Genomic DNA, 18,701 nt, shown 5'->3' with positions numbered 1-18,701 from the left:
CCCGCGCGTGTGTCGCCGCGACCCGTCAGGACCAGCGCATCGCGTACAGCCGGGCCAGGCCGTGCGCGGTCGGGAGGGACAGGGCGGTCCGGAGCAGCGCCTCCCGGCCGACGGCGCCCAGCGCACCCAGCGGGCGGCCGAGCGCCATGTTCAACTCGGCCTGCCTGGCCGCCCGAGCGGCGGAGGCCTGCCGGCGTCGCGCGTAGTCGGGCCACGGTCCGGACGAACCCGAGGCGACCGCGTCGGCGAGGAGCGGCGCGAGCTCGGCGGCGTCGAGCCACCCGAGGTTCATGCCCTGCCCTCCGATCGGGCTGATCTCGTGGGCGGCGTCCCCGGTGAGGACGACCCGTCCGATGCCCACGCGGTCGGCCGCTCGGCGGCGGACCCGGAAGCCGCTCGTCATCGAGCAGCTCGCGGGGTCGGGTGCGGCACCGGTCCGTTCGGCGACGAGCGCCGCGAGCCGGACCGCGACCCCGGCATCCGGTTCGCCGGCGCTCGTGCCGGCGGCGGCGAAGGCGTCGTCGTCGGGGACCAGCACGACGTAGCGACGCCGCCCGTGGGGGAGCGGGAACGACTCGACCACACCGTCCGGGCCGACGTCGACGAGTGCGGCGGACCGGGCAGACGGGGACTCCGGGTCGGCGAAGTCGCCCATCACGTAGCGGTCCGGGTAGTCGCGTCCGGAGGTGCCGATATCGAGGAGGTCGCGAACGACGCTCCGGGCACCGTCCGCCCCGACGACGAACGCGGCCCGGACGGACACCGCGGTGCCCTCCGGCCCGGTGCCCGTCGCGTCGACGTGGTCGCGGTGCCGGCTGAGCCCGGTCAGGGTCGTCCCGGTGCGGAGCGCCGTCGGGGCGAGCACGTCGAGACGGTCCCGCAGGAGCGTCTCGGTGCGGTGCTGGTCGAGCGTCACCACGTACGGGTGCGTGCCCGAAGCGCGGTCGAAGGTGAGCGTGCCGAGCTTCCGGCCGCGGCTCCGGGCGACGCCGGTGTGCACCTTGGTGGCCTCGGCGAGCACCGGACCGTCGAGGCCGATCGTGGCGAAGGCGTCGAGTGACGGCGGGTGGATGCCGATCGCCCGGGATCCGACCGGGGGTACGGCGCGACGCTCCCACACGGCGACCCGCACGCCGCGGGCGGCGAGGAGCGCGGCCGTGAAGAGGCCGACGGGGCCGCCGCCGACGACGAGGACGTCGACGCGCTCCGTGGTCACGGTGCGAGCCTACGGCGAGGGGGTGACGCGCTCACCCAGGGCGGCGGGGGCTCTCGGTTCGGCGTGCTGTGCGGGCGTCTCGTCGAGGGAGCAGGAATCGGCGGGTCGCCCGCGCACACCCGACGGTTGGTGCTCCCCCGACCGACGGACTGGAGGCGCGGTGCGGGGCCGCCACGCGCCTCCAGTCCGTCAGCTGGCGGCGTCCGCCGTCACGCGCCCTGACCGGTCTGCCGCGACCAGACGGCGCGCCTCGCGCAGCCGCCTCCGTGCCTTCTCCACCGGGACTTCGACGGCGTACGCGGCACCGACGGCCACCAGCAGCGCGACCGCGATGAGCCAGACGTTCCCCCACGGCCCGATCGCGTACGTCCCGAGCAGGGCGATCACGAGTGGGTGCCAGAGGTACGCCGAGTAGGACACGCGCCGGCCGAACCAGGACATCGGGGTCCACGCGAGTGCGACCGAGACGGGCGACCGGACGGACGCCAGCCCGCCGATGAGCAGCGCCGAGATGAGCCCGGTGACGGGGAGCACCACGCCGAAGGACCACGCGTGCTGCGTCCAGTCGTCGTCGATCCAGAACTGCACACCGACCAGGAACGCGAGGCCGACCCAGGTGCCGGCGTGTCCGGCGATCCCGGACGCCCAGGTCCGGATCCGCTCGTCGTCCAGGAGCAGGGCGAGCAGGCACCCGGTCGCCAGTGGCACGACACCGAGCACGGGCGAGAAGTAGACGTCCGGGGTGGCGCCGGCGTTCGGGGTGCGGTAGCTCAGCCACGATGCTGCAGCCGCTCCGACGATGACCACGCCGAGGCCGGTCATCAGCCAGTGCCGGCGGGCGCGCAGGGCGAACAGCAGCACGAGGACCGGCGGCCAGACGAGGTAGAACTGCTCCTCCATGGACAGGCTCCACGTGTGCGCGAAGACCCCCTGGGTGGTGTCCCAGTAGGAGCGGAAGAGGTTGCCGGTGTAGCTCAGGGCGATGAACGCGGCCTCACCGGGGGAGAACGACGCGCCCTTGTAGTCGCCGACCCAGTTCCAGAGCGCGAGCCCGACGACCACCAACGCCAGCAGGGCCGGGTAGAGGCGGAGGAGCCGCTTCGTCCAGAACGACCCGAGCCGGATGCGACCGGTGCGTCGGCGCTCGCCGAGCAGCAGCGTCGAGATGAGGAACCCGGACAGGACGAAGAACACCGTGACGCCGATGAAGCCGCCCTCGAACTGCGGCACGTGCAGGTGGTACAGGATCACGATCAGGATCGCCACCGTGCGGAGGCCGTCGAGCGCCGGAGCGCGGTGGGTCAGCGGCGGCGGCGGTGTCGAGCGGCCGGCCCGGCGGGCGGTGTCGTTCGGCGCGGATGTCGGACGGGTCCGCTCCGGCGAGAGCGTGGTGGTCGCCACGGACGCCTCCTGCGAGATCTGGTCGATGGAGCCACGGACCGTCAGGTCGTGACCGGATCGTTACATGATGCGCGCGGAAGGTAAGAGGTGTCTCAACGACCGGGGTGCACCAGGCTCGTCAGGGCGTCGAGTCGCTCGTCGGCGATGGCGGCGAACGGCCGGTCCTCGTCGTCGGCGATCCACTGGGCGAACGACAGGTGGAACACGGTCACGGCGGTCTCGGCGGCGATCGTCGCGGCCGGCTCGGGCACGCCGCGGTCGCGCAGGACCTCGCCGAGCCGGACCTTCAGGGTCGCGAGCTTGCCGAGCTCCCGCTCACCGAGGGCCGGGTTCCCGTCGATGATGCCCTGACGCGTGCGCGACCACGGACGGCGTTCCTCCGGGAAGAACGCACCGGCGGCCTCGAGCGCGCGCCGGACGAGGTCGAACGGGGCCGCGTCGGCCGGTGCTGCCTCGATCGGGGTGGTGAACATGCCGAGGAAGTCGTCCTGCCCGGCGAACAGGACCTCGCGCTTGTCCGCGAAGTGCCGGAAGAAGGTGCGCTCGGTGACCTCGGCTGCTGCGGCGATCCCGGCGACGGTCGTCTGGTCGTAGCCCTGCTCCGCGAAGAGCTGCAGCGCGGTCGTCTGCAGACGTTCGCGGGTTCCGGGTTGCCATCGGGCCATGTCCGCAGTCTACTGATGACAGTGGCTGACATCGAGTGCTACAGTGATGTCAGTTCATGACATCACGCCGTGGACACCTGTGAAGGGAAGACACATGCACGTGTTCGTCACCGGGGCCTCCGGCTGGATCGGCTCCCACACCGTCGACGACCTCCTCGCCGCCGGCCACTCCGTCACCGGCCTCGCACGCTCCGACGCCTCCGCCGCAGCGCTCGAGGCGAAGGGCGTCGCCGTCCTCCGGGGCGACCTCGACGACCTCGACGCCATCCGCCGCGGGGCCACCGACGCCGAGGGCGTCCTGCACCTCGCCAACAAGCACGACTGGGCGAACCCCGCCGCGACGAACGCCAGCGAGCGCGCCGCGGTCGAGACGATCGGCCAGGCGCTCGTCGGCACCGACCGGCCGTTCGTCGTCGCGTCGGGTGTCGCCGGACTCGCACAGGGCCGCCCCTCGACCGAGTCGGACCCCAACCCGTTCGTCGGCCCCGAGAGCATGCGCGGCGGCAGCGAGAACCGCGGCTTCGACTTCGTCGACCAGGGCGTCCGGACCATCGCCGCCCGCTTCAGCCCGACCACCCACGGCACGGGCGACCACGGGTTCATCGCCGCGATCGTCGGCGCCGCGCAGCGCACCGGCGTGTCCGGCTACGTCGGCGAGGGGACGAACAGCTGGGCCGCCGCGCACGTCACCGACGCCGCGCGACTCGTCCGCCTCGGACTCGAGCAGGCACCCGCTGGCACGAAGCTGCACGCCGTCGCCGAGACCGCGATCCCCACCCGGGCGATCGCCGAGGCCATCGGCGAAGGGCTCGGGCTGCCCGTGACCTCGGTCGACCCGGCCGACGCGGTGTCCCACTTCGGGTTCATCGGGCAGTTCTTCGGCATGGAGATGTCCGCGACGTCGGACGCGACGCGAGAGCTCCTCCGCTGGGAGCCCATCGGCCCGGGGCTGCTCGAGGACATCGCGGCCGGTGCCTACTTCGAGGTCGCCGCGCGGCGTTGACCCGGAACGACAGGGCCGATGTCGTACGACGTCGGCCCTGTCGTTCGTTGCGCGCGCGGGATGTCGCGCTGCGCGCGGAGCGACGAAGCCGCTGTCGCACGACGTCGACCTCGTCGCATCGGGTCGGTCCGCGCGCGGCGCCGGCCCGCGCCGCCCCAGCCCGCGCGCGGCGCCAGCCCGCAAGCGCCCGCGCGCCCGCGCCTACTCCGCCTTCTGCATCTGCCACGGCTCCGGCTCGCGGTCCCCGTTCGGGCGCACCGGCCGGACGTCACCCACGATCGGGATCGAGCGCTTCCGCATGAACCACAGGTAGCGGACGAAGAAGTGCGACAGGGTCGACAGCCGGTTGCCGTTGCCGAGCAGCGACGCGATGTGCACCGCCACCCAGGCCGCCCACGCGATCGGCCCGACGAGCGTGATGCCGCCCCGGAGCTGCGCGACCGCGGCGTTCGTGCCGATGGTCGCCATCGTGCCCTTGTCGAAGTACTTGAAGTGCTCGGTCGGCTTGTCCTCGATGCGCCGCACGATCTGCCGTGCGCAGTGCCGTCCGCCCTGCAGTGCCGGCTGTGCGAGCTGGGCGAGGGCGTCGTCCTGCGCGGCGATGTCGCCGGCGGAGAAGATGCGCTCGACGCCCTTCACGCTGAGGTCGTCGTTCACCTGGATGCGCCCGCCGTGGGTCTGCGGCAGGCCCCAGCCCGAGACCTCCTTGTGGGCGGCGACACCGGTCGCCCAGATGACCTGCGACGCCGGGATGAACTCGCCCTCGGCCGTCATCACGCCGTCGCGCTTGACCTCGGAGACGCCGGTGTTCAGGCGCAGCACGACCCCGCGCTTCCGCAGGATCTTCGCCGCGTACCGGCGGAGGCGCGGCGCGAACGGCTTGAGGAGCTCACCGCTGCGGTGCACCAGGGTGATCGAGATGTTGCCCCGCTCGATCTCCGGGTACGCGCCGACGAGGGCCTGGTCGCGGAGTTCGGCGAGCGCACCGGCCATCTCCACGCCCGTCGCACCGCCGCCGACGATGACGATCTTGATCTCGTCGGGGCCCTGGTTCGCCGCGGCTTCCTCGAGCCGGGTGAACAGCTCGTCGCGGATGCGGAGGGCCTGCGAGCGGGAGTACATCGAGTACGCGTACTCGTACGCGCCGGGGGTGCCGAAGTAGCTCGTGTTCACCCCGTTCGCCAGGATGAGCCAGTCGTAGTGCAGGTGCTCGCCGTCGGACATCTCGGCGATGCGCTCGTCGGGCCGGACGCCGGTGAGCAGGCCGTGCCGGAACTCGGCGTTGTCCTGCTTCGCACGGAGGCTGCGGAGGAAGTACGTCACGTCCCCGGCGTTCAGGCCACCGGTCGCCACCTGGTACATGAGCGGTTGGAACATGTTGTAGACGTGGCGGTCGACCAGGGTCACCCGGACCGGAGCGTCGGCGAGTTCGCGCATCGCGGCGACACCGGCGAATCCACCGCCGACGATGACGACGTGCGGGCGGGGGTCCTGGGTCATGCTGATTCCGGCTTCCTCGGGTGGTGAGATGGTCACCTCAGAGGGTACGCGCGGTTCGCCAGTGCCCTGTTCACGCCCCCAGCGGCGCGTAGGTGCTCAGGACGTTCCCCTTGCTCGTCACGGTGCTGTCGACCAACCGCAGGCGCGTGGGCGGGTCGGTCGGCTCGAAGAGCTTGCGGCCGGCACCGGCGATCGCCGGGTGCACCATGAGCTGGAGTTCGTCGAGCAGGCCGGCGAAGAGCAGGTGCCGGACGACGGTGACGCTCCCGCAGACCGCGATGTCGGCGCCGTCGCGCTGCTTGAGGTCTCGGACGAACTCGTCGAGGTCACCCGGGATCCGCGTGCTGTTCTCCCACGCCAGGTCGTCGCCGAGCGTGGTCGACGCGACGTACTTCTCGATCGGGTTGATCCACTGGCCGAAGCCGTCCTCGGGGTGGGCGGGCCACCACTCGGCCCACTCGAGGTAGCTGTTCCTGCCGAGCAGGACGGTGTCGGTGCGGGCCATGAACGCGCCCATCCCGGCCCCGAGCTCGTCGTCGAAGGAGTCGTACTGGAACGTGTACGGGTCCTGCACGACGCCGTCGACGGAGGCGAACAGTCCTGCGGTGACCTTGCGCATGTCGGGAGCGTAGCGCTCAGCTGTTCGCAGAGGAACCGCTGGTGTCGGATCCGGTCCCGGTGCTGCCCTGGGTGCCGGTGCCGGTGCCGGTGCCGCTGCCGTTCTGGGTCCCGCTCCCGGATCCGGTCCCGTCCTGGGTGCCGTTGCCGGGGAACCGACCGGTGCCACCGCCGGGCAACTGGTCCGTGCCCCCGTTCGTGCCGGGCACCTGCGTGGTCGAGTGGCCGGCGCCGCCGATCGCGTGCCCGACGGCGAACCCGACGCCCCCGCCGACGAGCAGCGCGGCGAGCCCGACGGCCACCGCCACGATCGGCCAGAACCACGGCGGCTTCGGTCCCTTCCGCTGCGCCGTGGCGGCCGTGCCGTACCAGGGCGTCGGGCCGTTCGGGCCGCCCTGCTGCCAGGCGCCTTGCTGCCAGCCGGCCTGCTGCCAGCCGGCGTGCTGCCGGTCGCCCTGGTGCGGACCGCTCTGGTGCGGACCACCCGGCTGCGACGCGCCCTGCTGCCAGTCGCTCGGGGCACTCGGGGCCGGGGCGGGAGCGTCGAACGTCGAGGTGGACGTGGAGCTCGAGGCGGGCGCCGGTGCCGCTCCCCACCCGGTCGGCGTGGCGTCGGTCGGGCGGTCGGCGGGCGTCGTGGGGGTGTCGTCGGTCATGCGGACGAGTGCACACCGGTTCCCTATCAGCGGGTGATGACGACGCTGACGTGCGACTGTGGAGCCGGCGCGAGCGTGCAGGACGTGCCGCGTACTCTCGGCTCGTGCGCGCGAACGTGGGGATGGTCTCGGTCGACGGCCTGCCCGTGCGCCCGCACACCGGTGCCCGTGCCGGACGGCTCCGCGAGGACGCCCGGACCCGCGACGGAGCGCGATGACGGAGGCGACCACGTCCGGAGCCGGGCCGACGCGCACGGGCCGCACCGCGCCTCCAGTCCGGATCTCGCTGGTGCGTCGCGGATGGTGGGCCGCACTCGACTGGTGGTACGCGGCCCGGTGGCAGCTGCGGAGCTTCGGACCGACGACCGCCGACGACTACCGGACCGGCGACGGCCAGCCCGTCGTCGTGGTGCCGGGCGTCTACGAGACCTGGCACTTCATGCGTCCGCTGATGGACGCCCTGCACGACCGTGGGCACCCGGTGCACGTCCTGCCGGTGCTGCGGCACAACCTGCGCCCCGTGCCCGAGTCGGCGCAGGAGGTGCTGGCGTACCTCGAGGAACACGACCTCCGGGACGTGCTGCTCGTGGCGCACAGCAAGGGCGGCCTGATCGGCAAGTACGCGATGGCGCGGCTCGACGACCACGGGCGGATCGACCGGATGGTGGCGGTGTCGACGCCGTTCGCGGGGTCCGGCTACGCGCGACTCGCGCCGGTGCGGCACCTGCGGGCGTTCCGGGCGGCGGACCCGGTGCTGTCCGGGCTGGCGCGGGAACTCGACGCGAACACGCGGATCACGTCTGTGTTCGGGGTGTTCGACACGCTGATCCCGGAGGGCAGCGCGCTCGCCGGGGCCACGAACGTGCGGGTGCCGGTCGGCGGGCACTTCCGGATCCTCGGCGATGCGCGGACCCGCGAGGCGGTGCTGGCTGCCGCGGACGGCGGCCCGGGCGGGCCCGGTGCGGCGGACTCGTCCGGCGGGCCCGGCGCGGCGGCCAGGGATTCGGCCTGAGCGACACTTCTCGCGCAGGACAGCCCGAGAGGTGTCGCTCAGCGCGAAACTCGGGGTAGCGCGCGCGAAACTCGGCGCGGCGCGGGCGAGCGCCGGGGTGCCGGACGGCTCAGGCGCCCGGCAGGAACAGGCAGAACGGGTGCCCGTCGGGGTCGAGCAGTACCCGCACGTCCTCCTGCGGCTGGTACTCCGCCTGGCGGGCACCGAGTCGCTCGGCCCGGGCGACCGCGGCGGGCAGGTCCTCCACTTGGAAGTCGAGGTGCAGCTGCATGCCCGGAGCGTCCGTCGTCCCCGGCCACGTCGGCGCGACGTACGCCGGTTCGTACTGCACGGAGAGCCCCGGGCCGTCGTCGGGGCGGACGCGGGCCCAGGTCGGGTCGTCCTCGTGGACGGTCCACCCGGTGAGCGCGCCGTAGAAGCGGGCCAGGGCGATGGCGTCCGGGGACTGCAGCACGGTGGCGGTGAGCGTCGGCATCGACGGGTCGGCGGAGGTCATGCGGCGGAGCGTACGCCGGGCGCGGTGCGCGACCTCGCACGGTGGTGCGCGCCGTCGTCGCACGGTACGAGGTGCGCCACGCCTCAGCGCGGGGCGACGCTCGCGCGCTCGACGATGCGGTGCGGGATCACGACGGTCTCCGGCGGAGCATCGCGGTCTTCGATGCGACGGGTGAGCAGGTCGAGGGCCGCGGTCGCGAACGCCCGACGATCGAACGACACCGTGCTGAGCGCCGGGATCGCGTACGCGGCACCGTCGACGTCGTCGAACCCGATCACGCTCACCTGCTCCGGCACCCGGACGCCCCGCGCCGCCAGGACGTGCAGCACGCCGAACGCGATCGAGTCGGTGAACGCGAACACGGCGTCGGGCAGCGGGTGCTCGTCGAGCCAGGCCGCGAACGCCGAGGCGGCCTCGCTCGTGGTCCATCCGGCGAGGGGCACGCGCAACGCCGGGTCGGGAGCGATGCCCGCAGCGGTGAGCGCAGCGACGTACCCGCGCTCCCGCAGCTCGCTCGTGGCCGTCGGGGCCGTGGCACGCGCGGCACCGACGATCGCGATCCGACGGTGGCCCCGTTCCACCAGGTACGCGGTGACCTGTTCGGCCGCAGCTCGGCTGTCGACGTGCACCTGGTCGACGTGCTCGGGCTCGACCTCGCCGATGACGACCGTCGGCGGCAGGCCCTCCGTCGAGGCGAGGACGCTCGCGCTGAGGGACACCGGGTTGAGGATCAGCCCGTCGACGAGGTGCGCCCGCGCGCGGGAGACCAGGTCGCGCTCACGAGCGGGGTCGTTGCCGGTCTGGTCGAGTTGCACGGTCCATCCGCGTTCGCGGGCGAGCTCCACGAACCACTGCGCGAGTTCGGCGGAGTACGCGCTCGCCATCTCGGGCAGCGTCAGCGCGATCGCGCCCGACCGGCCGTTCCGCAGCCCGCGGGCGGACAGGTTCGGTACGTAGTCGAGTTCGGCGAGGGCCTGCTCGACCCGCTCCCGGGTCTCGGGGCGCACCACGACGCCGCCGTTGATGACGTTGGAGACGGTCTTCGGCGACACCCCGGCGAGGGCGGCCACGTCCCGCACGGTTGCGCGCACCGGACGAGCGTAGCGCGCACGCGGGAGCGGGCACGGGGAGCTGGCCCGGGGGCGCAGGCACGGCGGAGCGCCAGCGCCGGCGCCGTCGCCGCGTCAGGGCCGGACGTACCGGTGCACGTACGTCGTGTACTCCACGGGCACGGTGTCCCGGCCGGCGGTGTCCGGGTCCTGGTCGAGCAACCGCTGGACGGCCCCGAGCAGCGCGACCCGCTCGTCGGCCGGTCGCACGATGACGTAGCTCCGCGAGGCGACCATGTCGAGGAACGCCGAGCGCTCCTGCTCGTGCACCCACCGGAACCGCTCGTACCCGCCGTCGGTGAACGGGGCGCCGACCACGGGTGCGCCGTAGTCCATCACCCGCGACTCCGGCTGCTTCATGAGCGCGCCGAGCCGTGCCGACCAGGGCCGGGTCTCGTCGCGCACGTTCCAGACCAGGCCGAGCACGCCGCCCGGCCGGAGGACCCGTGCCACCTCGGCCGCTCCGCGTTCGGGGTCGACCCAGTGCCAGGCCTGCGCGAAGGTCACGGCGTCGGCGGACCCGTCGTCCAGCGGGATCGCCTCGCCCGTGCCGTCGAGCACCCGCACGTCGGGCAGTGCGGTGGCGAAGCGCTCGCGCATCGCCGCGTCCGGCTCGACGGCGACGACTTCGTTCGCGTGTCCGACCAGGGAGCGCGTGAACTTGCCGGTGCCCGCTCCGACGTCGACCACGAGTCCGGCGTCGTCCGGCAGGAGCCACTCGACTGCGGCCGGCGGGTACCCGGGTCGTCCCCGTTCGTAGGCGTCGGCCGCCGCCCCGAACGACTGCGCGTGCTGCTCGAAGGTCATGCTCCCACCCTGCCCGAGAACCCCCGCGTGTGCGGTTCGGAACGGTACAGACTCCGATCCTGGAGGCGCGTGGCGGCGCCGCCACGCGCCTCCAGGCCGACCTGCGGGACGGTCCGCGGCGGGGCCGCCCCCGTGGGTCAGGTCGTCGGGACGGCGACCGTCCGTCCGGTCCGCACCGACTCCTGCGCCGCGAGCACGACGGACAGCGTCCGGAGCCCGACACCGACGTCCGGCTGGGGCCGCACGCCGGACCGCACCGCGTCGAGGAACGCGCGGAGCATCGCCACGTCGGGGTCGGCTCCGTACCGCAGCTCGATCGGCCGGCCGTCCACCGCGTGGAGTCCCCGTGCCGCGGCCCCGAAGAAGTCCACCGACACGGTGCCGCCCGTGCCTGCCACGTCGAGGGTCAGCCCGCCCCAGACCGGCGAGGTGTCCGGCCGGCTCCACGAGCAGTCGATCGCGGCGACCATCCCGGAGTCGTACGTCACGGTCACGAGCCCGGCGGTCTCCGCGCGTGCCCGGTCGGCGTGCAGCACCCGGTTCGCCACCGCGGTGACGGACACCGGGGCGGCTCCGGTGAGGCCGTCCAGCAGGTCGGCGATGTGCACGACGTGGTCGACGAGGGCCCCGCCGCCGCTCATCGACGGGTCGGTGAACCAGTCGCGGGTGCGCGGGAGCATGCCGGTGTTCGCCCCGCGCACCGAGAAGACGGTGCCGAGGGCTCCCGAGTCGTGGGTGGCGCGCAGCCGGTCGAACGCCGAGGCGAACCGCACCGGGAACGCCATCATCAGCACGACGCCGGCGCGGTCGACGGCGTCCCGCATCGCCAGCCCGTCCTGCCAGGTGGTCGCCAGGGGCTTCTCGCAGAGCACGTGGGCGCCGGCCGCGGCGGCGAGCTCGACGAGTTCCCGGTGCCGGGCGTTCTCGCTCGTGACGACCACGGCGTCCGGGGCCCACGCGAGCAGTTCGTCGTACGTGTCCGCGTACCCGACGCCGAGCGCGGCGGCGAGGTCGGCGCCCCGCAGCTCGCCCACCGCGGTGCCGGTGGACACCCCGTCGGGATCGGCGCCGCGCACCTCGACGTCGGGCATCGCGGCGAGCGCGGCCAGGTACCCGACGGCGTGCGTGTGGGCGAACGACAGCACGCCGATCCGGAGCGTCACGGTGCGACCTCCACGGGCTGGCCGGACTCGATGGACTCGAGCGCGGCGGTCGCGATCCGGACCGCGACGGCGCCGTCCTCGGCGGTGACGCGGGGGAGCGGTCCGCCGTCGAACGCGGCGACGAAGTCCGCGAGCTCGAGCGCGTACGGGTCCTCAGCGGGGTCGACCGACGGCAGGAACCCGTCCGTGGCGGTCGGCACCGCGAGGTCGCCGCGGGTGGCCTCCTCGGCGAGGGACGAGTGCGTCAGGCTGCCGAGCGTCCCGGTCACCGAGTACTCGGTCGAGAACGCGAGGTGTTGCGGTCCCCAGAGTCCGGCGACGTGGCTGATCGCACCGGAGGCGTGGGTGAGGAGCACGTGCGCGGCCTCGACCGGGTGTTCGTCGTCCCCGGTGCGGACGGACACGGCGGACACGCGGACGACCTCGCCCGCGATCCAGCGTGCGGCGTCGATGTCGTGGATCATCTGGTCCATCACGATCCCGCCGGACTGGGCGCGGTCGCCGAACCACGCGACGCGGGTCGGGAACGCGCCCGACCGCGAGAACCGCAGGACGGCGAGGTCGCCGAGGACGCCCGCGGTGACGGCCTCGTGCAGCCGTGCGTAGGCGGGGAACCACCGGACGACGTGCGCCGGGTAGAGCTGCAGCCCGGCGTCGGCGGCGCGGGCGACGAGGTCGGTGGCGTCCGCGACGGTGCGGGCGAGGGGCTTCTCCGACACGACGTGCTTGCCGGCGGCGAGCGCTGCCCGCACCACCGTGGCGTGCGCCGGGGTGGGGACGACGACGTCCACCACGTCGACGGCGGCGAGCAGCTCGTCGAGGGTGTCGGCGACCGTGATCGTGCTGCCGACGGCCGCTGCCTCCTCCGCGAAGGCGTCGGCCAGGGCTCGCGCGCCCTCCTGCGAGTGGACCACGACGTCGCCGAGGCGGAGCAGCCCGGGCACGTGGGCGACGGCGATGCCGCCCGCTCCGACGAGACCGATCCGTCTGCGCGGGCGGGGTGTCGACTGCAGCGTCATGGTGCCAGCGTAGGAGGTGGACCGTTACAACGATGGAAACGTTTGGCAACGGGTTGCCGCACGGTTGCCATGAACGCGAGGGTCACTCCAGGAATCCAACGGAGGGGGCCAGCGAGTGACGAAGCTCGACGACCGTGCGACGAACCGCACGCGGACCGCTGCACACCACGACCCGGGGGCCGCACCGCCGCCCGACCCGGGGCTGCGTCGGCACAGCAGGTGGCAGCGGATCCGACGCGACAAGGTGCTGCTCCTGATGGGGCTGCCCGGCGTCGCGCTGCTGTTGGCGTTCCACTACCTGCCGCTCCTCGGGAACCTCATCGCGTTCCAGGAGTACCTGCCGTTCGTCCCGCTCGGCCGGAGCCCGTGGGTCGGCTTCGACAACTTCGCCATCGTGTTCAACGGCGACCCGGAGTTCCTCGGCGCCCTGCGGAACACGCTGGTCATCACGCTCGTGCAGGTCGTGTTCGTGTTCCCCGCGCCGATCATCCTCGCGATCATGCTCAACTCGCTGCTGTCCGAGCGGATCAAGGGCATCGTGCAGTCGATCCTGTACCTGCCGCACTTCCTGTCGTGGGTGATCGTCGTCGCGGTCTTCCAGCAGATCCTCGGCGGCTCCGGGCTCGTGAACAACGCGATCCGGGCCGCGGGCGGCAACGCGATCGACTTCCTCGGCAACCCGCACGGGTTCGTCGCGCTGCTCACCAGCCAGGTGATCTGGAAGGACACCGGGTGGGCGACGATCCTGTTCCTCGCGGTCCTCAGCTCGATCGACGCGAGCCTGTACGAGGCGGCGAAGATGGACGGCGCCTCCCGCTGGCGGCAGCTGTGGCACGTCACCCTGCCCGGCATGCGGGGCATCATCATCCTGCTGCTCATCCTGCGGCTCGGGGACTCCCTGACCGTCGGGTTCGAGCAGATCCTCCTCCAGCAGCAGGCCGTCGGCCGCGCCGCGAGCGAGGTCCTCGACACCTACGTCTACAACAACGGCGTGCTCGGCGGGCAGTGGGGCGTCGCCGCCGCGGTGGGGCTCGTGAAGGGCGTCGTCGGCGTCCTGCTCGTCCTCGGCGCCAACAAGCTCGCGCACGTCTTCGGTGAAGCGGGCGTCTACCAGAAGGAGTCGCGATGACCGCCACGCACACGATGACCGTCGCCGGCTCGAAGAAGCGGAAGCGCGGCGGCCTCGACGCGCCACCGCTGCCCGGACGCCTGCTCACCGGGTTCGTCCTGCTCGTGATCTGCCTCGTCGTGATCCTGCCGTTCGTCGGGATCGTGTCGACGAGCCTCGCGCCGGTCGCCCAGGTGAACGACGCTGGCGGGTTCGTGATGTGGCCGAAGGGCCTGGACCTCGGCGCCTACGAGAGCATCTTCGCTGGCGGTGTCGTCACCCGGGCGATGGTCGTCAGCATCGGGATCACCGCCGTCGGCACGCTCATCAGCCTGTTCGTGAGCGCGATGCTCGCCTACGCGCTGAGCCGCCCGGGGTCCTACGGGTCGGGCTTCGTGCTGAGCCTCGTCCTGGTCAGCCTGCTGTTCGCCCCCGGGCTCATCCCGAACTACCTCGTCGTGAAGCAGTTCGGCCTGCTCGACTCGTACTGGGCGCTCATCCTGCCGACGGCCCTCAGCGCGTTCAACGTCATCGTGATGCGGTCGTTCTTCATGGCGATCCCGAAGGAGCTCATCGAGTCCGCACGCATCGACGGTGCCGGCGACTTCGCGGTGTTCTGGCGGATCGTGCTCCCGCTGTCGAAGGCCGTCCTCGCCGTGATCGGCCTGTTCTACGCCGTCGGGTACTGGAACGCGTTCTTCAACGCGCTGCTCTACATCAACGACACCGCCAAGTGGCCGCTGCAGCTCGTGCTCCGCACGTACGTGATCAACAACGCGCAGTTCGGCGGCGCCGACCTCGGCACGTCCTCGGACGCGCTGCCCCCGCAGGCGTCGATCCAGATGGCGATCCTCGTCGTCTCGATCGTGCCGATCCTCATCGTCTACCCGTTCCTGCAGCGGCACTTCGCCAAGGGTGTCCTGACCGGCGCCGTGAAGGGCTGAACCCATGCACCGCAACACGACATCCCAGGGTCTGGCGACGCCCTTCAGCCGCCGCGCACTCATCGCGGGCGGTCTCGGGGTCGCAGCCACGGGCCTCCTGGCCAGCTGCTCCACCGTCACCCGGTCGACCGACGTGAAGGCGATCAACAAGGCCGTGCAGCTGCCGGACTACGTCCCGTGGACCGGCGGACCGGAACCGGTCCTGCCGAAGACGAGCGCACTCATGCCGAGCGCCTTCCGGACGATCCCGGACCGCCTCGTGCCCACGGCCGGCAAGCCCGGCGACGGCTCCACGGTGCACGGCAGCGTCCCGACCAACTCGCCCATCCCGCCCTCGAAGGGCAGCAACCCGTACTGGCAGGGCCTCGACGAACGGATGGGGATCGACCTCGACCTGACGATCACCCCGAACGCGGACTTCGGCAACAAGTTCGCCACGCAGGTCGCCGGCGACACCCTCGGCGACGTGTTCACCATCAACGGGGCGTTCTCGTACCTGCCGCAGTTCCTCGAGGCGAAGGCCGCCGACCTCAGCCCCTACCTGTCCGGCAGCGGCGTGCGGGACTACCCGTACCTGGCGAACCTGCCGACCGCGTCGTGGCGTGGCACCGTGTTCTCCGGCGGCATCTACGGCGTGCCGGTGCCCCGCGGCCCGCTCACCTCGCAGGCGCTGCACCGTCGGCAAGACGTGTTCGAGCGGCTCGGCGTCGACCCGGCGTTCTCGACCGTCGACGAGTTCGCGCAGCTGTGCCGGCAGGTGTCCGACCCGCACGCGAACCGGTGGGCGCTGGCGTCGGTGCCGACGAACATCCTCGCGCCGATGCTCGGGCTGCCGAACCAGTGGCAGCAGGAGGGCGGGCGGCTCACCCACATGTACGAGCTCGAGGAGTGGGTGGAACTGCTCGACGTGTCCCGCAGGCTCGTCGCCGAGGACCTCGTCCACCCGGACAGCATCACCGCCTACAACGGCAAGGTCTGGTTCGTACAGGGCTCCGCGCTCATGCTGTCCGACACGTACAGCGCCATCCCGGGGCTCCTGCAGCAGGCCACACCCGGCAGCGGGTTCGAGCTGACGATCGCGCCGTTCGTCGGGCCGTCCGGCGCGGCGGCGAAGCCGTGGCTCGGCGATCCGAACAACACGATCGCCTCGGTCGCCGCCGGATCCGAGTCGCGGGTCCGGATGCTCCTCGAGGTCCTCAACTGGTGCGCGTCGCCCTTCGGCACCGAGGCGTGGACCTACCGCAAGTTCGGCATCGAGGGCCGCGACTTCGAGTACCGCGACGGCGCTCCCGTGCTCACGAAGACCGGCAACAGCGAGACCGCCCTCGGCGAGTTCCCGCTGCAGTACTTCACCGAGTGCCCGCTGCCGCTCTACTACGCCGGCAACGCGGCGATGACGGACACGGTGTACGAGTCGCTCGCGTCGTGGCTCGACGAGGGGCAGCCGAACCCGGTCTACGGCCTGTACTCGCCGACCAACTCGACGAAGGGCCCGGCACTCGGCACGTTCGCGACGAACGCGATCAACGACGTGCTGCTCGGCCGGGCGAAGGTGTCGTCCTGGAAGGCGACGGCCCGCGACTGGCGCCGCCGGGGCGGCGACGCCATCCGGCGGGAGTACGAGCAGGCGCTCGAGGCGCGCGCCGCCTGAGCGTCGGGTCCTCGGACGGGAGGCGCGGTACGGGCTGGCACCGCGCCTCCAGTCCGTCAGACGGGGCCGGCCACCCCGACCAGGTTGCCGGCGGGATCGCGGAAGTGGCCGACGGTGACCCCGCCGCCCTCGTTCCGCTGCGGCGACAGCACGACCGTGCCACCGAGCTCCTCGGCCTGCTGCAGCGCCGTCGGGACGTCGTCGACCCCGACGGAGAACACCGCGTGCGCGGCGAACCCGGGTCCGCCGCCTATGCCGCCCGCCACCGGGCCCGCACCGTCCACGGGGTCGATGAACGAGTACGAGGACGGCGCCGAGATCGCGTCGGCGACCGGCGCTCCGGCGGGGGAGTCCCAGCCGAACAGTGCGGCGTAGAAGGCGCGGAGCCGCTCCGGCTCGGGGCCGATCAACTCGACGTGCACGACGGCGTTCACCATGCGGCCGTTCTACTCCGAGGCTGCGCCCTCCGGAGCCGTGGGATCCTGCCGCCCGGCGGGCCGGACCATGCGGCGCTCACGGACGCCGCCGTCGACCTGCTCGGTGCCGTCGAACACGAACCCGTGCTTCCGGTAGAACGCCTGCGCCCGCGGGTTCGGGTCGGCCACCCACAGCGCGGCGGGGTCCGACGGCTCGAGCACCGCGTCGAGCAGGGCACTCCCCGCTCCGGATCCGTGGTGCCCGTCGAGCAGGTACAGGACGTACAGGTGCCGCACCTCGGACTCGGCGTTCGCGACCGGTCCGGACATCGCGATCCCGATCACTTCGCCGTCGTCGTCGGCCACCGCGACCCGGTTCGTGGCGAAGCGTTCGTCGGTCAGCGCCGTCGTCCAGAACCCCTCGCGGCGGGCCCAGAACCCCGGGTCGTCCAGCATCGCGTCCGGCATCAGCCCGCGGTAGGTCGACCGCCACGAGGCGACGTGCACCCGCGCCATCGCCGCCGCGTCGCTCGGAACGGCCGGTCGGACGGTGATCCCCCCGCTCACCTCCGGAGCCATCCCGCCTCGGCGAACACCGTCTGGAGCTCGTCGACGAGCCGCGACCCGTGGAACCCGTCGGCGACCGCGTGGTTCACCTGCACGACGAGGGGCATGATCGTGCGCCCCTCCACGAACCGGTACCGACCGATCGTGAAGATCGGAAGGAGGTGGTCCCAGCCGTCCCGCACGTGCAACGCGAACCCGGTGAACGACGTCCCCGGCAGCGTCGAGATGTCGAACACGTTCCTCGGGCGGTCCTCCTGCGGGAACATCCGGTGGTCGTCCCGGTACCGCTCCATCGTCGCGACGGCGGCCGCGTGGAACCGGGCGGGGTCCTCGTCGTACGGGACGACCAGGACGGAGAAGGTCTCGGTGTCGGGATGGAACACCGTGAACATCGGGTGCACCACGTCCCAGACCGCGGGCGACCCATCGTCGAGCAGCTGCATCCGGAACTCGGCGTGCCGGTTCACCACGCTCGCGATCGCCCAGATCTGCGACGCGTAGGTCCGCCGGTCCGTCGCGCGCACCGTCTCGGCGAAGTCGGTGACGTCGAGTTCGACGGTCATCTCCCACGTGCACGGCACCCGGTCGCGGTAGTGCTCGAAGTGCTCGCGGCGGGGCCACTGCGTCACGTCGATCGGTCGGAGTTCCATCACGGCACCAGTTTCGTCGCCACGGCCGCGTCGAGGGCCGCGCGGTCACCCTCGATCGTCAGAGCGTCCGCGTCGAACCGGCGGCGGCCCCAGAGGGCGAGCACGAGGTCCTCGGCGGGCCCGGTCACGCGGACCGCCGGGGTGCCGCCGTCGGTCCCGGTGAGCGTGGCCGCGCCGGACGCATCGGAGAACGTGACCTCGACCGTCGCCGCGAGCGGCTCGGCGCGACCGAGCCGGACCTGCCGTGGGTACAGGTCCTCGAGGACCTCGCGGACACCGTCGGCGGCGACGTGTGCCTGGAGGCGCGGCGCGGTCCCGACGGCGTCCTGCGCGTCCCACAGGTGGATCGAGGTCTCGTGCAGCTGCCGCCGTGCCCAGGTCGCGGCCGTGTCCGGTGGGTAGATCGCGGGGCACACGTCATCGGGGCGGCGCTCGCGGAGCGCGGCCACCAGGGCGTCTGCCCCAGTGGCGAAGCGTTCCGAGAGGTCCGTCCCGTCCGCCGCGGGGGCCGGCTCGGCACCGGTGAGCTGCCCGAGCACCCACCGGTGGATGTCGGACACGTGCTCGCCCAGGTCCGTCATCGTCCATCCGGGGCAGCTCGGGATCGCGGTCGTCGGATCGGACCTGCGGAGGACCTCGGCGAGCTCGGACGCGGAGGTCTCGAGCAGGGCGGTGTGAGCGTCGTACACGGACATGGCTC

General features: G+C 72.6%; 20 protein-coding genes. 5 read left to right on the top strand and 15 right to left on the bottom strand.

Annotation, left to right across the window (positions count from 1 at the left end; genetic code table 11):
* Positions 1–25 precede the first annotated feature (25 nt).
* The 3 genes from EDF64_RS11570 to EDF64_RS11560 all read right to left on the bottom strand — a co-directional run bounded on the left by EDF64_RS11570 (position 26) and on the right by EDF64_RS11560 (position 3,282).
* Positions 26–1,216: an FAD-dependent oxidoreductase gene (locus tag EDF64_RS11570; RefSeq protein WP_133520134.1), complete on the bottom strand. Its 1,191-nt coding sequence runs from the start codon at positions 1,214–1,216 to the stop codon at positions 26–28.
* Positions 1,217–1,405: 189 nt separating this feature from the next.
* Complete coding sequence (locus EDF64_RS11565; protein WP_166645702.1) at positions 1,406–2,617, bottom strand: acyltransferase family protein; 1,212 nt, start codon at positions 2,615–2,617, stop codon at positions 1,406–1,408.
* 92 nt (positions 2,618–2,709) lie between these two features.
* On the bottom strand, positions 2,710–3,282 hold the full coding sequence (locus EDF64_RS11560; protein ID WP_133520132.1) for a TetR/AcrR family transcriptional regulator: 573 nt from the start codon (positions 3,280–3,282) through the stop codon (positions 2,710–2,712).
* Positions 3,283–3,376: 94 nt separating this feature from the next.
* Here EDF64_RS11560 and EDF64_RS11555 point away from each other — a divergent pair, with 94 nt between their 5' ends.
* Positions 3,377–4,285 (top strand): SDR family oxidoreductase, encoded by a 909-nt coding sequence (locus tag EDF64_RS11555; protein WP_133520131.1) that lies wholly within the window; start codon positions 3,377–3,379, stop codon positions 4,283–4,285.
* Positions 4,286–4,486: 201 nt separating this feature from the next.
* Here the strand turns inward: EDF64_RS11555 and EDF64_RS11550 are convergent, their stop codons facing one another.
* Genes EDF64_RS11550 through EDF64_RS11540 form a run of 3 tightly spaced genes read right to left on the bottom strand, consistent with a single transcriptional unit; the run spans position 4,487 to position 7,059 of the window.
* On the bottom strand, positions 4,487–5,821 hold the full coding sequence (locus tag EDF64_RS11550) for an NAD(P)/FAD-dependent oxidoreductase (RefSeq protein ID WP_243736363.1): 1,335 nt from the start codon (positions 5,819–5,821) through the stop codon (positions 4,487–4,489).
* A gap of 34 nt (positions 5,822–5,855) precedes the next feature.
* Positions 5,856–6,404 carry a dihydrofolate reductase family protein gene (locus EDF64_RS11545; RefSeq protein ID WP_133520130.1) on the bottom strand — a complete coding sequence of 183 codons (549 nt, stop codon included), beginning with the start codon at positions 6,402–6,404 and terminating at the stop codon, positions 5,856–5,858.
* A gap of 16 nt (positions 6,405–6,420) precedes the next feature.
* On the bottom strand, positions 6,421–7,059 hold the full coding sequence (locus tag EDF64_RS11540; RefSeq protein ID WP_133520129.1) for a hypothetical protein: 639 nt from the start codon (positions 7,057–7,059) through the stop codon (positions 6,421–6,423).
* Between the two features lie 214 nt (positions 7,060–7,273).
* On the opposite strand from EDF64_RS11540, the gene EDF64_RS11535 reads away from it, so the two are divergent.
* Entirely contained in the window at positions 7,274–8,071 is a 798-nt protein-coding gene (locus EDF64_RS11535; RefSeq protein ID WP_347813187.1) for an esterase/lipase family protein, read from the top strand.
* A gap of 109 nt (positions 8,072–8,180) precedes the next feature.
* On the opposite strand, the gene EDF64_RS11530 is transcribed toward EDF64_RS11535, so the two are convergent.
* The 5 genes from EDF64_RS11530 to EDF64_RS11510 all read right to left on the bottom strand — a co-directional run bounded on the left by EDF64_RS11530 (position 8,181) and on the right by EDF64_RS11510 (position 12,665).
* Complete coding sequence (locus EDF64_RS11530) at positions 8,181–8,567, bottom strand: VOC family protein (RefSeq protein WP_133520128.1); 387 nt, start codon at positions 8,565–8,567, stop codon at positions 8,181–8,183.
* 83 nt (positions 8,568–8,650) lie between these two features.
* On the bottom strand, positions 8,651–9,658 hold the full coding sequence (locus tag EDF64_RS11525) for a LacI family DNA-binding transcriptional regulator (RefSeq protein WP_133520127.1): 1,008 nt from the start codon (positions 9,656–9,658) through the stop codon (positions 8,651–8,653).
* A 93-nt stretch (positions 9,659–9,751) separates the two neighbouring features.
* Complete coding sequence (locus EDF64_RS11520) at positions 9,752–10,483, bottom strand: class I SAM-dependent methyltransferase (protein WP_133520126.1); 732 nt, start codon at positions 10,481–10,483, stop codon at positions 9,752–9,754.
* Between the two features lie 137 nt (positions 10,484–10,620).
* On the bottom strand, positions 10,621–11,646 hold the full coding sequence (locus tag EDF64_RS11515; protein WP_133520125.1) for a Gfo/Idh/MocA family protein: 1,026 nt from the start codon (positions 11,644–11,646) through the stop codon (positions 10,621–10,623).
* Positions 11,643–12,665: a Gfo/Idh/MocA family protein gene (locus EDF64_RS11510; RefSeq protein WP_133520124.1), complete on the bottom strand. Its 1,023-nt coding sequence runs from the start codon at positions 12,663–12,665 to the stop codon at positions 11,643–11,645. The genes EDF64_RS11515 and EDF64_RS11510 overlap by 4 nt, the downstream gene beginning before the upstream one ends.
* A gap of 115 nt (positions 12,666–12,780) precedes the next feature.
* Between EDF64_RS11510 and EDF64_RS11505 the strand changes: the two genes are divergently transcribed.
* From EDF64_RS11505 to EDF64_RS11495, 3 genes are read left to right on the top strand one after another with little or no spacing between them, the layout of a single operon-like run.
* Positions 12,781–13,794, top strand: a complete 1,014-nt coding sequence (locus EDF64_RS11505; protein WP_243736362.1) for an ABC transporter permease — start codon at positions 12,781–12,783, stop codon at positions 13,792–13,794.
* Positions 13,791–14,717 carry a carbohydrate ABC transporter permease gene (locus tag EDF64_RS11500; protein ID WP_133520123.1) on the top strand — a complete coding sequence of 309 codons (927 nt, stop codon included), beginning with the start codon at positions 13,791–13,793 and terminating at the stop codon, positions 14,715–14,717. Before EDF64_RS11505 ends, EDF64_RS11500 begins: the two co-directional genes overlap by 4 nt.
* A 4-nt stretch (positions 14,718–14,721) precedes the next feature.
* On the top strand, positions 14,722–16,368 hold the full coding sequence (locus EDF64_RS11495) for a hypothetical protein (RefSeq protein ID WP_133520122.1): 1,647 nt from the start codon (positions 14,722–14,724) through the stop codon (positions 16,366–16,368).
* Positions 16,369–16,424: 56 nt separating this feature from the next.
* On the opposite strand, the gene EDF64_RS11490 is transcribed toward EDF64_RS11495, so the two are convergent.
* The 4 genes from EDF64_RS11490 to EDF64_RS11475 are packed head-to-tail and all read right to left on the bottom strand — an operon-like array spanning position 16,425 to position 18,696.
* Positions 16,425–16,805, bottom strand: a complete 381-nt coding sequence (locus EDF64_RS11490) for a VOC family protein (RefSeq protein ID WP_133520121.1) — start codon at positions 16,803–16,805, stop codon at positions 16,425–16,427.
* A 9-nt stretch (positions 16,806–16,814) separates the two neighbouring features.
* Positions 16,815–17,351: a GNAT family N-acetyltransferase gene (locus EDF64_RS11485; protein WP_243736361.1), complete on the bottom strand. Its 537-nt coding sequence runs from the start codon at positions 17,349–17,351 to the stop codon at positions 16,815–16,817.
* Positions 17,348–18,001 (bottom strand): CatA-like O-acetyltransferase, encoded by a 654-nt coding sequence (locus EDF64_RS11480; RefSeq protein ID WP_133520185.1) that lies wholly within the window; start codon positions 17,999–18,001, stop codon positions 17,348–17,350. Before EDF64_RS11480 ends, EDF64_RS11485 begins: the two co-directional genes overlap by 4 nt.
* Positions 18,001–18,696, bottom strand: coding sequence for a maleylpyruvate isomerase family mycothiol-dependent enzyme (locus EDF64_RS11475; protein WP_133520120.1), 696 nt, complete (start codon positions 18,694–18,696; stop codon positions 18,001–18,003). The genes EDF64_RS11480 and EDF64_RS11475 overlap by 1 nt, the downstream gene beginning before the upstream one ends.
* Between the last annotated feature and the right edge of the window lie 5 nt (positions 18,697–18,701).

The sequence above is a fragment of the Curtobacterium flaccumfaciens genome (assembly GCF_004361695.1).
Lineage (GTDB): Bacteria > Actinomycetota > Actinomycetes > Actinomycetales > Microbacteriaceae > Curtobacterium > Curtobacterium flaccumfaciens_B.
Note: the sequence above shows the minus strand (reverse complement) of the source record. Positions and strands in the feature narration are given on the sequence as shown.

Bases quoted from the DNA above. Each gene is read 5' to 3' on its own strand.
- EDF64_RS11495 (WP_133520122.1), top strand. From the start codon at position 14,722: ATGCACCGCAACACGACATCCCAGGGTCTGGCGACGCCCTTCAGCCGC.
- EDF64_RS11560 (WP_133520132.1), bottom strand. From the start codon at position 3,282: ATGGCCCGATGGCAACCCGGAACCCGCGAACGTCTGCAGACGACCGCG.
- EDF64_RS11555 (WP_133520131.1), top strand. From the start codon at position 3,377: ATGCACGTGTTCGTCACCGGGGCCTCCGGCTGGATCGGCTCCCACACC.
- EDF64_RS11520 (WP_133520126.1), bottom strand. From the start codon at position 10,483: ATGACCTTCGAGCAGCACGCGCAGTCGTTCGGGGCGGCGGCCGACGCC.
- EDF64_RS11510 (WP_133520124.1), bottom strand. From the start codon at position 12,665: ATGACGCTGCAGTCGACACCCCGCCCGCGCAGACGGATCGGTCTCGTC.
- EDF64_RS11535 (WP_347813187.1), top strand. From the start codon at position 7,274: ATGACGGAGGCGACCACGTCCGGAGCCGGGCCGACGCGCACGGGCCGC.
- EDF64_RS11545 (WP_133520130.1), bottom strand. From the start codon at position 6,404: ATGCGCAAGGTCACCGCAGGACTGTTCGCCTCCGTCGACGGCGTCGTG.
- EDF64_RS11500 (WP_133520123.1), top strand. From the start codon at position 13,791: ATGACCGCCACGCACACGATGACCGTCGCCGGCTCGAAGAAGCGGAAG.
- EDF64_RS11490 (WP_133520121.1), bottom strand. From the start codon at position 16,805: ATGGTGAACGCCGTCGTGCACGTCGAGTTGATCGGCCCCGAGCCGGAG.
- EDF64_RS11480 (WP_133520185.1), bottom strand. From the start codon at position 18,001: ATGGAACTCCGACCGATCGACGTGACGCAGTGGCCCCGCCGCGAGCAC.
- EDF64_RS11475 (WP_133520120.1), bottom strand. From the start codon at position 18,696: ATGTCCGTGTACGACGCTCACACCGCCCTGCTCGAGACCTCCGCGTCC.
- EDF64_RS11530 (WP_133520128.1), bottom strand. From the start codon at position 8,567: ATGACCTCCGCCGACCCGTCGATGCCGACGCTCACCGCCACCGTGCTG.
- EDF64_RS11540 (WP_133520129.1), bottom strand. From the start codon at position 7,059: ATGACCGACGACACCCCCACGACGCCCGCCGACCGCCCGACCGACGCC.